At 40.8% G+C, this 15,575-nt stretch carries 13 protein-coding genes; all 13 read left to right on the forward strand.

The genetic code is table 11. From position 1 onward, the window contains the following. Nucleotide 1: 1 nt before the first annotated feature. The 13 genes from mnmE (at nt 2) to ABNK31_RS08420 (ending at nt 15,560) form a co-directional block, all read left to right on the forward strand. Entirely contained in the window at nt 2-1,390 is a 1,389-nt protein-coding gene (gene mnmE, locus ABNK31_RS08360) for a tRNA uridine-5-carboxymethylaminomethyl(34) synthesis GTPase MnmE (protein ID WP_418895202.1), read from the forward strand. 246 nt (nt 1,391-1,636) lie between these two features. Next, nucleotides 1,637-2,563: a helix-turn-helix domain-containing protein gene (locus ABNK31_RS08365; RefSeq protein WP_418895203.1), complete on the forward strand. Its 927-nt coding sequence runs from the start codon at nt 1,637-1,639 to the stop codon at nt 2,561-2,563. Nucleotides 2,564-2,565: 2 nt separating this feature from the next. Next, the gene (locus ABNK31_RS08370; protein ID WP_418895204.1) at nt 2,566-3,669 is read left to right on the forward strand and encodes a tyrosine-type recombinase/integrase; all 1,104 of its coding nucleotides are present in this window, start codon (nt 2,566-2,568) and stop codon (nt 3,667-3,669) included. Nucleotides 3,670-3,706: 37 nt separating this feature from the next. Beyond that, entirely contained in the window at nt 3,707-4,687 is a 981-nt protein-coding gene (rhuM, locus tag ABNK31_RS08375) for a RhuM family protein (RefSeq protein ID WP_418895205.1), read from the forward strand. A gap of 335 nt (nt 4,688-5,022) precedes the next feature. After that, nucleotides 5,023-5,310, forward strand: a complete 288-nt coding sequence (locus tag ABNK31_RS08380; RefSeq protein ID WP_418892548.1) for a transposase — start codon at nt 5,023-5,025, stop codon at nt 5,308-5,310. Continuing rightward, nucleotides 5,307-6,164 carry an IS3 family transposase gene (locus ABNK31_RS08385; protein WP_418892547.1) on the forward strand — a complete coding sequence of 286 codons (858 nt, stop codon included), beginning with the start codon at nt 5,307-5,309 and terminating at the stop codon, nt 6,162-6,164. Before ABNK31_RS08380 ends, ABNK31_RS08385 begins: the two co-directional genes overlap by 4 nt. Nucleotides 6,165-6,282: 118 nt before the next feature. Beyond that, nucleotides 6,283-10,212 carry a type ISP restriction/modification enzyme gene (locus ABNK31_RS08390; protein ID WP_418895206.1) on the forward strand — a complete coding sequence of 1,310 codons (3,930 nt, stop codon included), beginning with the start codon at nt 6,283-6,285 and terminating at the stop codon, nt 10,210-10,212. Nucleotides 10,213-10,223: 11 nt separating this feature from the next. Continuing rightward, nucleotides 10,224-10,922 (forward strand): Cthe_2314 family HEPN domain-containing protein, encoded by a 699-nt coding sequence (locus ABNK31_RS08395; protein WP_418895207.1) that lies wholly within the window; start codon nt 10,224-10,226, stop codon nt 10,920-10,922. A 2-nt stretch (nt 10,923-10,924) separates the two neighbouring features. Then, a complete protein-coding gene (locus ABNK31_RS08400; protein ID WP_418895208.1) occupies nt 10,925-11,344 on the forward strand; it encodes a hypothetical protein in 420 nt (139 codons plus the stop codon). A 10-nt stretch (nt 11,345-11,354) separates the two neighbouring features. Continuing rightward, a complete protein-coding gene (locus tag ABNK31_RS08405) occupies nt 11,355-11,801 on the forward strand; it encodes a hypothetical protein (protein WP_418895209.1) in 447 nt (148 codons plus the stop codon). Between the two features lie 440 nt (nt 11,802-12,241). Then, a complete protein-coding gene (gene pdhA / locus ABNK31_RS08410; RefSeq protein WP_418895210.1) occupies nt 12,242-13,351 on the forward strand; it encodes a pyruvate dehydrogenase (acetyl-transferring) E1 component subunit alpha in 1,110 nt (369 codons plus the stop codon). Continuing rightward, nucleotides 13,348-14,325: an alpha-ketoacid dehydrogenase subunit beta gene (locus ABNK31_RS08415; protein ID WP_418895211.1), complete on the forward strand. Its 978-nt coding sequence runs from the start codon at nt 13,348-13,350 to the stop codon at nt 14,323-14,325. Before pdhA ends, ABNK31_RS08415 begins: the two co-directional genes overlap by 4 nt. Nucleotides 14,326-14,336: 11 nt before the next feature. Next, on the forward strand, nt 14,337-15,560 hold the full coding sequence (locus ABNK31_RS08420) for a dihydrolipoamide acetyltransferase family protein (RefSeq protein ID WP_418895212.1): 1,224 nt from the start codon (nt 14,337-14,339) through the stop codon (nt 15,558-15,560). The last annotated feature ends 15 nt before the right edge of the window (nt 15,561-15,575 follow it).

Consider the following 15,575-nt stretch of genomic DNA (forward strand, 5'->3'; position numbering starts at 1 on the left):
GATGAAAGAAGAAATCATTTGTGCCATATCGACGCCGCCCGGAATGGGAGCCATCGCTGTTGTGCGTCTATCAGGCGAAGGATGCATCGCTTTAACCGATAAAGTATTTGTATCTCCTTCAGGAAAAAAATTAGTCGGTGTGCCGGCCAATACGGTGCACTTTGGACGAATTCTTTATCAGAACGAAGTGCTCGATGAAGTATTGGTGACAGTCTTTCATGCTCCGCATTCGTTTACCGGCGAAGAGAGTGTGGAGATATCGTGCCACGGGTCGGTGTATATTCAACAAAAGATCGTCGAAGGGCTGCTTGCACAAGGGGCGCGATTGGCTAAAGCCGGGGAGTTTACCCAACGGGCATTTAAAAACGGGAAGTTCGATTTAAGCCAGGCCGAAGCGGTCGCCGATCTTATCGCTTCTTCTTCCAGAGTCTCGCATCGGGTGGCGATGAATCAGATGCGGGGAGGGTTTGCCGGTAAATTGCGCGAGTTGCGGGATGCTTTGTTGCATTTTGTGTCGTTGATTGAATTGGAACTCGATTTTTCGGAAGAGGATGTAGAGTTTGCCGATCGCGGGAAGTTGCGTGAATTGATGACAGGTATTGAAGAGAAGATAGAAGTATTGGCCGATTCCTTCCAATTGGGGAATGCCATTAAGAACGGTATTCTGGTAGCGATTATCGGGGAAACGAATGCAGGGAAATCGACCCTGTTAAATCTTCTTCTGAATGAAGAAAAAGCGATTGTCTCCGATATTCACGGCACTACGCGTGACGTAATCGAAGACCTTGTGAATATCCATGGAGTGACCTTTCGTTTCATCGATACCGCCGGCATCCGCGAAACGACCGATACGATTGAAATGCTCGGTATCGAACGTACCTATCGGAAACTCGATCAGGCTTCCATTGTGCTGTGGATGATCGATTTGACGACTCCGGAAGAAGAAGTGGAATCGCTCGCGTCTTCCGTCATTCCGCGGTTGGAAGGCAAGCAAGTCGTCTTATTGTTTAATAAGTCCGATCTCGTATCGAAAGAAGTGTGTATGCAAAAGATGTCTATACTTCCTGATTTACCGGCCCATCGGTTGCTGATATCGGCAAAGCAGAAAGAGAGTATCGTTGATTTGCAGAATCTGCTGACCGTGCTAGCCCATATTCCCGATATCGGCGAGAGCGATGTGATTGTCACCAACCTGCGTCATTACGAAGCGTTAACGAAAGCTTTAGCCGCTCTTCGCCGTGCCAAAGCCGGACTGGATGAAGGTGTATCAAACGATTTTATTTCGCAGGATATCCGAGAGTGCATGTTTTATTTGGGCGAGATCACCGGACAAATATCGACCGACGAAATTCTTGGAAATATTTTCAGTAAGTTTTGTATCGGGAAGTAATTTGTTGATTATCAAACATATGTAATAATCAGTAAAAAGCAATAACTCGCTATATTATAGCGGGTTTATTTTTTTTATTTTTATCTTTATTGTTTTGTTATATCATATGTTATACCTATTTTTGTATCGTATTTGTATCGCAGTTACGAAATAATTGTTTCAGTAGTATTTGTATTCATAGGTAATGTATAATTGGAACTTTATGAGACACTGTGAATCTTAATGGAACAAAATAAGGGATAAATTATGAGCTCAAATTTAGAAATTCAGAAAAAATGCGAATGGTGTAACCGGTTGTTTATAGCGAAAACTACGACAACTCGTTATTGTTCCATTAGCTGTAATTCCAAAGCCTATAAACAAGCAAAAAAAGACGAACGGGGGAAAAAATATGCCCTGAATGCAATCGGATATCGAACCATGCATCGAATTGAGCAAATAAGTGAGAAATATGAAGTAATAAAGAACAAAGAGTTTCTTACCGTTTCCGAAACAGCTTTTCTGTTAAGCGTTGGACGGACGACCATTTATCGTTATTTGCATAGTGGTATATTGTCTGCTTTTCAAACCAATGGGAAAACTTTTATTCGCCGAGAGGATATAGATGCGTTATTCGATGATCCGGAACCATATAGAGCTCGACCAACAAAAGAACAGAAACTCATGACTGACTTTTATACCATTTCGGAAATAAAGGATAAGTTTAATGTGAAGGAGTCCTGGATTTACAAAGTTGCAAGAGAGAATAATATCCCGAAAACCTTGAGCAGAGGAAAGTCTTATTTTAGTAAAAAGCATATTGACCGTTATTTCGAAAGCAAAAACGGTCATAGTTCACTGGATATTGAAAGTTGGTATAGTGTAGAACAGTTACAGGAAAAATACAAGCTAACTAAAGCAGCCATTTATTCTTTTGTTTCCGAAAATAATATCCCGAAGAAAAAGGAAGGACGGAATGTTTTTTATTCACAAACTCACTTTGATACAGCAAAAGGGTATGTAAAGCCGGAATATTACAGCGTTGATGAGGCAATGCAAAAGTATGACTTAACTCGAGACGCATTATATCATTACATCAAGTATCATAATATTCCCAAAATAAAAGAAGGAAGATACATTAAGATATCAAAACCGGAATTGGACAAATTATTTGAAATGCAAATCATCGAATAACTATGGCAACTATACCAAAAGTAACATTGAGAAAAAGAGTAGTGTCGGGTGCGAAAGAAAGTTTGTATCTCGACTTCTATCCGGCAATACGTGATCCTTTTACAATGCGCATGACACGTCGGGAATCATTAGGCATTTATATTTATGCCAAACCGAAAAATGAAATGGAGTGGGAGTTCAATCAGGAAATGATAATGAAAGGCGAAGTTATTCGTGGATTGAGAGTACAGTCTTTGATTAATGAAGAGTTTGGTTTTCTGGATAAAAACAAGAAAAAAGCGGATTTTCTGTCTTACTTTAAAATGAAGGCTCAGAAAAAAGACCAGAAATGGATGAAAGTATATCTGCACTTTCATAAATTTGTGAATGGTAAATGTTCTTTCGGGGATGTCACGGTGGAACTTTGTAATAAATTCAGGGATTATCTTCTTAATGCTCATCATTTGAAGCGTAAAAACCAGAAAATATCCCAAAATTCGGCTGCCGGATATTTCTCAACTTTCCGAGCGCTTTTAAAAATAGCGTACAAAGAAAAGTTTTTCAGGGAAAATCTCAATGACTTCCTTGAATCTATTGATACGACCGATGTGAAAATAGAATATCTCACTTTAGAGGAAGTGAAGAAGTTGGTCGAAATTCCGTGTAAGATTCCTGTTCTAAAGGAGGCATCATTATTTTCTTGCCTCACTGGATTGCGTATCAGTGATATTTTAAATCTGGAATGGAAAAATATTGTTCCCGCTTCTGAAGGTGGTTATTGCTTGCGGTTAAGAACAGAGAAAACCGAGACGGAAACCACATTACCCATAAGCGATGAAGCTTTGAAATTATGTGGAGAACGAAGCGAGGGAAAAGTTTTTAAAGGCTTAAAGAGATTTATGGTTTATCAACCGCTGAAACACTGGGTTCAAGATGCGGGGATTACTAAGCACATCACCTTTCATTGCTTCCGCCATACGTTTGCCACTTTGCAGATTGCATTGGGAACCGATATTTATACGGTAAGTAAAATGCTTACTCACAAAAACGTTTCAACGACACAAATATATTCCGATTTGGTAAACGCTAAAAAACGAGAATCTGCCAATAAAATAAGTTTAAAATAATAGTGGTGGCAGTGTCGCCACAAAATAATAAGAAATAATGAAAACAGGAGAAATAGTTATTTATCAAACGCCTAATGGTGGGGCAAACATAGAAGTGCGATTGGAAAACGATACAGTATGGCTTCGTCGCCAACAAATGGCAGAGTTATTTGGTCGGGATATTAAAACAATCGGTAAGCATATTAACAACGCAGCAAGAGAAGAATTGTCCGGAATTTCAACTGTCGCAAATTTTGCGACAGTTCAAAAAGAGGGTAATAGAGACGTGTTGCGCGAATTAGAATATTGTAATTTAGATATGATAATCTCAGTTGGATATAGAGTTAAATCCAATAGAGGTATACAGTTCCGAATCTGGGCTAACAAGATACTAAAAGAATATCTCGTTAAGGGTTACGTCGTAAATGAAAAGATTAAATTACAACAATATAGTGACTTAAAGCAGACAGTTAAACTTTTATCAAATGTACTACAATCAAAAGAGCTATCTGCCGATGAAGCAACCGGATTGTTACAAGTAATCAGTGACTATACATACGCATTGGATACATTGGACAGGTACGACTATCAGGAATTAGCAGTAGAGCACACTACTTCACATGACTCTTTCCGGGTAACTTATGAAGGAGCAATGGAGGTGGTTGGTTTTCTTAAAAACAAGTTTGGCGGAAGTGATTTGTTTGGAAACGAGAAAGATGAATCATTCAAAAGTTCTATTAGTACAATTTACCAAACATTTGACGGACAAGACCTCTATCCGAGCGTGGAAGAAAAAGCGGCCATGTTACTCTATTTGGTAACGAAAAATCATTCTTTTAGCGATGGAAATAAACGGATTGCCGCATTTCTCTTTCTTTGGTTTCTGGAGAAGAACGGTATTCTTTATAAAGCCGATGGTACAAAACTCATTGAAAACAACACATTAGTAGCTCTTACTCTTATGATTGCAGAGAGCCGAACGGAAGAGAAAGACGTAATGGTAAAAGTGGTTGTTAATCTGATAAATAAAAACAATTAGTAGTGATGTCTGAGCTGTGTCAACATTGTCGACAAAAATTAGTGGGTTTTCAAACCCCACATTTAGGCGGAGAGAAATTAATAATAATTTGAGGAATATATTGGATGAAAAGTAAATGCCTTGAATATATTATAATCTACCTGTCAGTAGTTATTGGATGTATCGCTATTGCTGCACTTGTGAGAATTGTCGCAATCGAAATGGGAGCCGATGAATTTACTGCAAATATTGTCTTTTGGATGGTTGTGGGATTGGGAGTAGTTATCTACTATAATACTCCCCAAAATTAGGACAAGAAGTTAAGTAGTATCTTTGTGCGTAAAAGACAAAGAATTATGAATAAAGGAAGTCGGAGAAAATTCAGTGCTGAATTTAAAGCCAAAGTAGCGTTGGAAGCATTGCAAGAACGAGAAACCATTGAAAGTTTGTGTAAAAAATATGATTTGCATCCCAATCAGGTAAGCCAGTGGAAACGTTCTTTCAAGGAAGAAGGAAGCAAGGTCTTTGAAAAGAGTGTCGGGCATGATGAATTATCAGAAAAAGACCGTCTGATAGCAGAACTTTATCGTCAGATAGGGGAATTGAAGGTTGACAATGACTGGTTAAAAAAAAAGCTGCGATGATGCCTCCGGAAGTACGCCGCGAATTGGTCGAACGTCAATCTCCGGAGATGAGTATAGTGCGTCAATGCAAGCTGCTTTCGATTCACCGTAGCGGGTTGTACTACACCCCTTCTCCTGAAAGTGAGGAGAATTTGGGGATTATGCGTTGGTTGGACGAACAATATCTTTCCACTCCATTTTATGGTGTTGAGCGACTTCTACCCTTACTCACCCTGTTAGGGTATAGAATCAACCGTAAACGGCTCAGACGGTTAATGCGCATGGTGGGTTGGCAGACCCTTTATCCGGGCACAAGGACCACTATCCCGGGAAAGGATGGGCACAAATACCCCTATTTGTTGAAAGGGCTGAAGATTGACAGGCCGAATCAGGTTTGGGCCATTGACATCACCTATATTCCCATGTCGAAAGGGTTTATGTATTTGTTTGCCATTATCGATGTTTACTCACGTTATGTGGTGGGCTGGAGCCTGAGTAACACGATGAGCGCGGAATGGTGTGTGGATTGTATCGAAGAGGCTATCTCGGTACATGGAACACCGGAAATAATCAATTCTGACCAAGGCAGTCAGTTCACTTCGGATATTTACACCGATTGCCTGAAAAGGCATGAGATTCGCATCAGTATGGACGGTAGAGGTCGTGCCATCGATAATATCTTTATTGAACGTTTATGGCGCAGTGTGAAGTACGAACACATCTATTTGCATGCGTATGACGATGGAAACAGTTTGTGGAAGGGATTGAACGGGTACTTCCGGTTCTATAATCACGACAGGCTCCATCAGAGCCTTGGCTACCGACCGCCGATAGAAGTCTTCCAATGTGGAACGGGACGGCTGAAAACGGCCTGATAGGGAGAGCCTTTTTTTAGCTCATTCCGCTTCGGCTACGCCTTCGCTCCATGAGCTAAAGAAAAAACAGCGAATAAAATGAAAGAAAAGTATTATAAACCAAATAATAAGTATAAATTTGTATGAAGATATTTATCTTAACGCACTTAATAAAGTGATAATACCTGTCCTACAACTGGGGAGTAGTGTAGACAAAGGCATTTTCGATTTAATTATTTGTGACGAAGCCCATCGTACCACAGGTGTAACGCTTTCCAACGACGATGAAAGTGCTTTCGTAAAAGTCCATGATAATGATTTTATTCAAGGACATAAACGAATGTATATGACTGCTACGCCTCGTCTGTATAGCGACGACAATAAGAAAAAAGCCGTGGATATGGATGCCGTGCTTTGTTCGATGGACGACACGAGGCTCTACGGAGAAGAAATATACCATATCGGTTTTGGAGAGGCCGTAAACAAAGGATTGTTATCCGATTATAAAGTTTTGGTGCTTACGGTTAATGAGAACGACATGCCTCTTTCTGTCCAACAGATGGTTGCTGACGGAACTACCGAAGTTCCCGCAAACGATATTAATAAACTTATAGGTTGTATTAACGCTTTGAGCAAAGAGTTGGTAGGAGACAATGCCCTTGTTAAAAGTAGTGACCCCGAGCCGATGCATACTGCTGTCGCTTTTTGTCAAAATATAAAAACCTCTAAACAAATCACCAACGCGTTTAATCAAATGGGCGAACTTTATTACAAAAAATTGAGTGAAGAAGCCCAACAGCGAATGGTAATGGTGGATAGCCAGCATATCGACGGAACAATGGCTGCTACTGAGCGAGGGCAAAAACTTTCATGGCTCAAAAGCGTGGAGCGGGGAACACAAAACTGCCGTATTCTCACGAATGTGCGTTGTTTGAGCGAAGGTGTGGACGTTCCATCATTGGATGCAGTTATTTTTCTTTCACCCCGAAATTCCCAAGTGGACGTAGTCCAATCCGTTGGGCGGGTTATGCGCCGTGCTCCGGGTAAAAAATATGGCTATATCATCATACCTATTGTTATTCCAAGCGATGTGGATACCAAAAAAGCGTTAGATAATAATAAAGTTTATGCTGTTGTCTGGACGGTTCTTAATGCGCTTCGTGCCCACGACGACCGATTCAAAGCCACTGTCAATAAAATAGAACTCAATAAAAACAAACCGCAGAATATTGTTATCGGCGCTCCGGCGCACGGCGGTGATAATGATTATAACGATGCGGGATTGGTTGATAACACTTCCGATGCCGTATTGCAGCTGTCGCTCAAATTTGAGCAAATGCAAAGCTTGCTTTATGCCAAAATGGTGGAGAAAGTGGGTGATAGGCGCTATTGGGAGCAATGGGCAAAAGACATTGCGGAGATAGCCGAACGGCAGATCGAGCGCATTACCCATCTTGTTGCCGAAGATAAAAAGCACAAAAAAGCTTTTGAACGTTTTCTGAAAGGACTGCACAAGAACATTAACCCATCCGTAACCGAAGCAGAAGCCATTGAGATGCTTTCGCAACACATCATCACCCAACCCGTTTTCGAAGCCCTGTTTGAAAACTATTCGTTTGTGAAGAATAATGCCATTTCACAATCCATGCAACAAATGTTAGGTCTTCTGGAAAATGAAAATACGGAACAGGAAAATGATACGCTACAGAAATTTTATGATAGCGTAAAAATGAGGGCATCAGAAATAGACAATGCCGAAGCCAAACAAAAGATCATTATCGAACTCTATGATAAGTTTTTCAAGGCTGCGTTTCCGAAAATGGCTGAACGGTTGGGTATTGTATATACGCCGGTAGAAGTAGTAGATTTCATTATTCATTCGGTAAGCGATGTACTGCAAAAAGAATTTGGCCGTATGTTGAGCGATGAAAACATTCATATCCTAGACCCCTTTACGGGTACAGGAACATTTATTACCCGATTATTACAAACTGGATTAATTTCGCCCGAAACGCTTGAAAGAAAATATAAACAGGAAATTCATGCTAACGAAATAGTATTGCTTGCTTACTATATTGGTTCGGTTAATATCGAAAACGTATATCACGAAATAAAAAACGAAACGGAAGGAGAATATACGCCGTTCGATGGAATCTGTTTGACCGATACTTTTCAATTGGGTGAAACAAAAGATAGCGAAGAACTTTTCAGCGAAATGTTTCCACAGAACTCCAAACGGGTTCAGGAACAGCAAAAAGCCCCTTTGCGTGTGATTATAGGCAATCCGCCTTATTCCATCGGGCAAAAATCAGCTAACGACAATTCTGAAAATCAGAAATATACCTATTTAGAAAAAAGGATTGAAACTACATATGCAGTAGGAACGGCTGCTAATTCCATAAAAGCTTTATATGACGCGTACATTAAAGCTTTCCGATGGGCAAGCGATCGGTTAGACCCGAATAATGGAGGAATTATCTGTTTTGTTTCCAATGGGGCATGGATTGATACGAATGGAATGGATGGTTTCAGAAAGTCCATCGAAAAAGAATTTTCATCTATTTATGTATTTAACTTACGTGGAAATCAACGTACAAGTGGCGAATTATCAAGAAAAGAAGGCGGCAAGATTTTTGGATCAGGTAGCCGGACGCCTATTGCTGTTACTTTATTGGTGAAAAAGCCAGGACGCATAGGCAACGCCAAAATCCGGTACCACGAAGTGGAAGACTATCTTACTCGTGAAGATAAATTGACCTTGACTAAAAATTTTGGTAGTATTTCCAACCCGAAAATGCAATGGCAGGTTCTTCAACCCAACGAATATGGTGATTGGATTAACCATCGGAATGACAGTTTTTCCGATCTCATTGCGCTTACACCGGATAAGAAATTCGATGGGCAAACAAAATCATTTTTTACAACGTATTCACTTGGTATCGCAACCGCTGCTGACACATGGATGTATAATTTTTCTTATAATAAATTGTCAGAAAATATTCAATCATTAATTGGGTTTTACAATAATAGATTGGAAATCCCTGACTCCAAGTTTTCTGATGAACATTATGATAAGACAAAAATAAGCTGGAATGATAAATTGAAAAATTCTTTTGATAAAGGAGAAGTGTTAGCATTTTCAGATAAAAACATTGTTAACTCTATCTATCGCCCTTTTCAAAATCAACATGTTTGTTTTGAAAAAGCAATCGTACAACGTACATATCAACAAGATAAATTCTTTCCTTTATCACAGATTAGAAATTTAATCATATGTGTTTCTGGGTTAGGAGGAAATAAACAAGCTTCCGTTTTAATCTCAGATAAAATTGTTGATTTGAATTTATTAGAAGCAGGAGCACAATGCTTCCCTCTCTATTGGTATGAAGAACGGCAGCAAGACAGTCCTACGCTCTTCGATGCCGTAGCGGAACCTGAAACAAGTATGTATTCACGTCGTGACGGTATCAGTGATTTTATTTTGGAACGTGCCCGTGCTATGTACGGCAATGTGACCCAAAAAGAAGATGTGTTTTATTACGTGTATGGCATTTTGCACAGCCCCCAATACCGTGAAACTTTTGTGGCCGATCTCAAAAAGACGCTTCCCCGTTTACCTTTGGTGGACAACAGCACCGATTTCTGGAAATTTGTAAAAGCCGGTCGTCAATTAGCAGAACTCCATCTCAATTATGAAAACTACGAAAAACCCAACACTGTTCGTGTCATAATAGATACTGGTGCAAATGTGGATTACGAAGTAGAAAAAATGCGTTTTCCCAAGAAAGGGATAACCGATACCATCATCTACAACCATCAAATCACGATAGAAAACATTCCCGAAGAGGCATACGAGTACGTTGTAAATGGTAAAAGTGCTATTGAATGGATTATGGAGCGGTATCAAATAACCACTCATCCGGCAAGCGGCATCACCAACGATCCCAATGATTGGGCGCGTGAACACGGGCAACCCAAATACATTCTCAATTTGCTGTTAAGTATCATCAACGTAAGTCTGCAAACGGTGGAGACTGTGAAGAGTTTGCCTGAGTTGAAGTTTGATTAAAATATATAACTATGCTTACAGATCGAAACAATGGACCAAAAACAGTCGATGAATTAGAAAAAACTGTATTTTGGAAATTAATTGTTAAGGATTATTCTCCAGTTGTTACTAAAAATGAGAAATCCGAAGAAGAAGATTTTTATTATGAAGTTTTTGTTAAGTCTTATAATATTATAGGCACACTAAGGACATTAGAATTAATAGTAGAGCTTCTAAAAGAGCTTACTCAGGAAGATATGGGAATAAACTCTCGTAAAATAACTTTGATTAGATATCACGTGGAGAATTTTTATTCAAGAATAACTAAAGTAAACGATCAAATTCTTCTTTTGATAAATGTAATATTTAGTTTAGAATTACAGGAGAAAGAATGTTATTACAGAACTGTTTCAAATAAACTAAAAAAAATATCTGAAACTGAGAATATTTTAGATTATCTTACGAGCAATAGTGAAGCTTTTGAGGTTATAAGGGATGAAAGAAATAAAATTACCCATCGAGAAAATTTTTTAGATTTAGATTTTGCAAATTTGTCTGCCAGTGCATTTTTGGGAAAAGCTACTAGTGGAGAATTAAATGAATACCTCGGAGCAAAGATTACTATTTTCGAAAAATATATTGTGATGGTAATAAATTGGGCGTTTTGGGCAGGTGTTTTGTTAATGAAACCATATAATAATAGGAAAGGATTACTAAAAAAGGAGATATAAGAATGCCGTTTAAAGTGTCAATGTGTAATGTGGGAGGAAATCTTTCCCAAAATGATAGAGATAAAGTTGAAAAAATACTTTATTTACTCGATGAGCCAGTGGTACAAATAGCACGTAATAATAACTTTAGCTTAAAGAATGTTAGGCTTTATCAACCTATTCACTATGCTATTGTGGTATCGCAATTAGTCGTTGATGTATTTGCTTCAAATAAAAATGCATCGGGAGTTCCATATGTTAGATTTCAAGATAATCGTCCAAACTTTATGTGCAATGCTGATGATGTTAAAAGACAATTGGAAGAAGTATTTGGTTTTGAGGATATAATTCACTTCCTGTTTCCAACCAATTGGCTTGAAAATTTCAATGATATTAACATAACAGAGTTAGCAAAACAATTATATTCAGACAGAAATAAATAGAATTGATTTAATGAATAAAATAGTCAAAATTAACCCAATTTTTAAAGGACGAGATTTTTTAAGGAATGACAATCTTTATTTTGTCTTATCTCCATTTAAAAATCCTTATAATATAATATTTAGTGATCATATTAAACCAACTATTGAACAGATACCTAATGCTATATGCTTAAGGGCAGATAATATTTATGGAAATAAACCCATAATTGAAGATATTTGGAAAAGTATCAATGAAGCTTCAATTATTATTGCAGAACTGACGGAAAGAAACCCAAATGTATTTTATGAAGTAGGAATGGCTCATACTATCGGCAAGGAAGTGATATTAATTACTCAATCTATGGATGACGTTCCTTTTGATCTAAAGCATTTACGTTGTATAGTTTACGAATACACACCAAGAGGGTCTAAGTTGTTAGAACAAAATTTGATGAATACTATTCAACAAATAAAATAAAAGTCATTTTTTAATATATTATGTTATTTGGCTGCAATAGGTCATGACAGTTAAAAAATTTAGTTTCAACGACTGCGATGTTTTAAAAAATTGGTACAAACTCGATACAAAATAAGAAATGCAACTTTCAATAAATCAGGTAAATACATTGAAAAAGGGCACTTTTAAGTAAGTATCTGATAATCAATAGAAAATAAATAGAACTTAAGTGAAAATTTGTACCGTTTATGTGGTAATTAATTTATAATTAATTAGTTGTATTTCCTGCATCGGAAAGTGAACATTTTAAATAGAGAAAGTCTTTCCTCATTCCAGACTTGGCATTGTTGACTTGCGCGCGTTTATTGCTGCTTTGCGGAGCCTCATTAGAACTATTTATGGGTCGAACTGTTATATGGAGAGCTAAATATTATTTGAATTTGTTCTAAATAAACAGATAAATGATCCAAAACGATTTACCTGCGATTTTTCGTGATTATAATCCTATAGAAAATAAAATGCTGCAAGTCATCGACAACGAAGGCCATGTGGTCGATCAAGACCGGATGCCTGCATTGGATGATGAAACAATCATAGAGGCGTATAAACAGATGCTTTTTGAACGGACGGCCGATGAAATGGCGGTTTCTTATCAACGCCAGGGGCGGATGTATACGTATACGCCCAACCTGGGGCAGGAAGCGATCCATATCGCCGCCGGAATGAATATCCGCGACGATGATTGGCTTGTTCCTTCGTTTCGCGAATTAGGCACGCTGCTATCCAAAGGCGTTTCCCCGAAAGAGATGTTCCTGTTTTATCTCGGAAACGAACAGGGAGGCAGTTTTAAGCATCGGCCTCGTGTGTTGCCCATGTCCATCTCCATCGGAACGCAGTTGCACCATGCCGTCGGTATCGGATATTCCATCCGATATCAAAAAAAGGACAACGCCGTGTTCACGTTTGTCGGTGACGGGGGCACTTCGGAAGGCGATTTCAGCGAAGCGTTAAATTTCGCCGGCGTGTGGAAAGCCCCCGTAGTCTTCACGATACAAAACAATCAGTATGCCATCTCGGTACCGGTGAATGTGCAGACGAGTTCGGTTAATCTGGCGGTCAAATCGGTCGCCTTCGGTCTTCCCGGAATCAAGGTCGACGGCAACGATTTTTTCGCGATGTATCTGGCTTATAAAACCGCGACGGAATATGCCCGGTCGGGTAAGGGTGCTGTGTTGATCGAAGCATTCACCTATCGTCGCGGCGCGCATACCACCTCGGATGATCCCTCGAAATACCGGAAGAAAGAGGAAGAAACGCTATGGGGACTTAACGATCCGCTTCTCCGTTTGAAGCGGTATATGGAAGTCAAAGGTGTGTGGAATCTCGATGAGGAGAAGCTCAGGGAAACGTATAAGTCACAGATCGACGCGCAGTTCGTGGAAGCGGAAAAGGCTAAAGCGTATCCCTTAGGTGATGTGTTCGACTATATGTACACCGATATGCCGGATGAATTAAAAAGACAAAAGGCTGAATATGAACAATTCTTAAGTTGGAAGGAGAACAGACGATGAGCGTTATGACGATGGTAAAGGCGATTAACGATGCGCTGGATATCAAATTGAGTGAAGACAATCGTGTCGTTGTTTACGGAGAAGACGTAGGGGTGGAAGGAGGCGTTTTTCGCGTCACCGAAGGGTTGCAACGGAAACATGGCGCCGACCGTGTATTCGACTCGCCGCTGGCCGAATCGGGAATCGTGGGTGCTGCTTTGGGAATGGCCGTTTCGGGACTCAGGCCTGTGGTGGAGCTACAATTCGAAGGTTTCACCTTCCCTGCGTTTAACCAGATCGTGACCGGCATATCGCGTATGCAAAACCGTTCGCGCGGCAAGTTCAAGATGCCGGTGGTCATCCGTTTCCCCTATGGAGGCGGCGTGAATGCGCTGGAACATCATTCCGACAGCCCGGAAGCCCTTTTTGCCCATATCCCGGGACTGAGGGTCGTGATTCCGTCCACGCCACATGATGCAAAGGGTTTGTTGATCGCGGCTATCGAAAGTAACGATCCGGTTGTTTTTATGGAGCCTAAACGAATTTATCGCGCCATCAAGCAAGAGGTGTCCGATGAAAAATTCTCTCTCCCGCTGGATAAGGCCCGGGTGGTTCAAGAGGGTACGGATATCACGGTAGTGGCTTTCGGAGCCATGATCCGTGAATGTCAAAAAGCGATTAAGATGGCGCAGGAGGCCGGCATTTCGGTCGAACTGATCGATTTGCGCTCCATTTATCCCATCGACAGGGAAACGATCCGCAATTCGGTAAGGAAAACGGGGCGGGTGATTGTGGTGGCGGAGGCCAATGAGTCGTTCAGTGTAGGATCGGAACTGATAGCCGTAGTCAATGAGGAAGCCTTCCTGTATTTGGAAGCGCCGCCGCGACGCGTGATGGGTTTCGACACCGTTGTCCCGTTGGCGCAAGGCGAGAAGTATTTCATTATTTCGCCCGAGCGTATTTTTTATGAAATAGAAAAAAGCGTCACATTTTAAGTCATGATGATATGAAATTTACATTTAATTTCCCCGATTTAGGAGAAGGTTTGGAAGAAGGAACCCTGATGGAGTGGCTGGTTTCGGAAGGAGACGAAGTGAAAGTGGGCGATACGATCGCACAGATGGAAACCGACAAGTTGGTGGCCGATATCCCTTCGCCTAAAAGCGGAAAGATCATAGCCCGGTATGGGAATCCGGGCGATATAATTCCTGTGGGCGCCCCGTTGGTAGATATCGAAGTGGAGGCAGAAGACAGCGCTTCGGTCGTTGGTACGATGGAACTGTCGGGCGAGGACGATTTGCTCGCCTCGAGCGATGAGGGATCTTCTCAAACGCAAAAGGCGGAGCAACGACCGGGCAAAGCGCTTGCCACGCCCCTTGCCCGAGCCATGGCTAAAGAAATGGGCATCGACATCAACGAAGTGCCGGGAAGCGGGCCCGAAGGAAGAGTGAAGAAAGAGGATATTCTGAATTTTCATACTTCCTCTCAATTCAATACGGATAAAAAAGAAACCAACCTTGAGCACACCGAAGAAGTCACATATCAACCTCTTACGCAAATAAGAAAAACCATTGCTCGAAATATGCTTCACTCCCTGCAAAGTGCCGCACAATTATCGATATTTGAAGAAGTCGAGATATCCGGATTGAAAAAGGTTATCGCGAAATATAAACGGGAGTTTGCGGATAGGGGCGCCAAACTCACTTATCTTCCCTTCATCGTGAAAGCGGTGGCGCAGGCATTAAAACAGCACCCGCAACTCAATTCTCAAATCGACATGGAAAACAACCGGATGATTGTCCGCAATCGTATCCACATCGCTATTGCCGTGGATGCGCCCGACGGATTGGTGGTTCCCGTAATTCGCGATGCCGACCGCTTGTCGATCTTCGAAACCGCCCGGCAGATAGGCGTGCTGGCTGCTAAGGCGCGCGAGCGCAAACTGACGTTGGAGGACCTGAAAGACGGCTCGTTTACCGTTACCAGTTTCGGTTCTATCGGCGGTATTTTTGCGACGCCGATACTCAACTATCCGCAAGCCGGCATCCTGGGTATCGGGCGCATCCTGAAAACCCCCATTGTAAAAGACGACGAAATAACGGTGGGACACATCCTGCCGCTTTCGCTCACCGTCGACCACCGTATCGTGGACGGGGGAGAAACCGCCCGCTTCATCAGCAATGTAATGGAATACCTTTCCGATCCGATGCTGTTCTTAATGAGAGAATAGAGACTAACCATGTTA

It is taken from the genome of Limibacterium fermenti, assembly GCF_041902845.1.
Classification (GTDB): domain Bacteria; phylum Bacteroidota; class Bacteroidia; order Bacteroidales; family Dysgonomonadaceae; genus Limibacterium; species Limibacterium fermenti.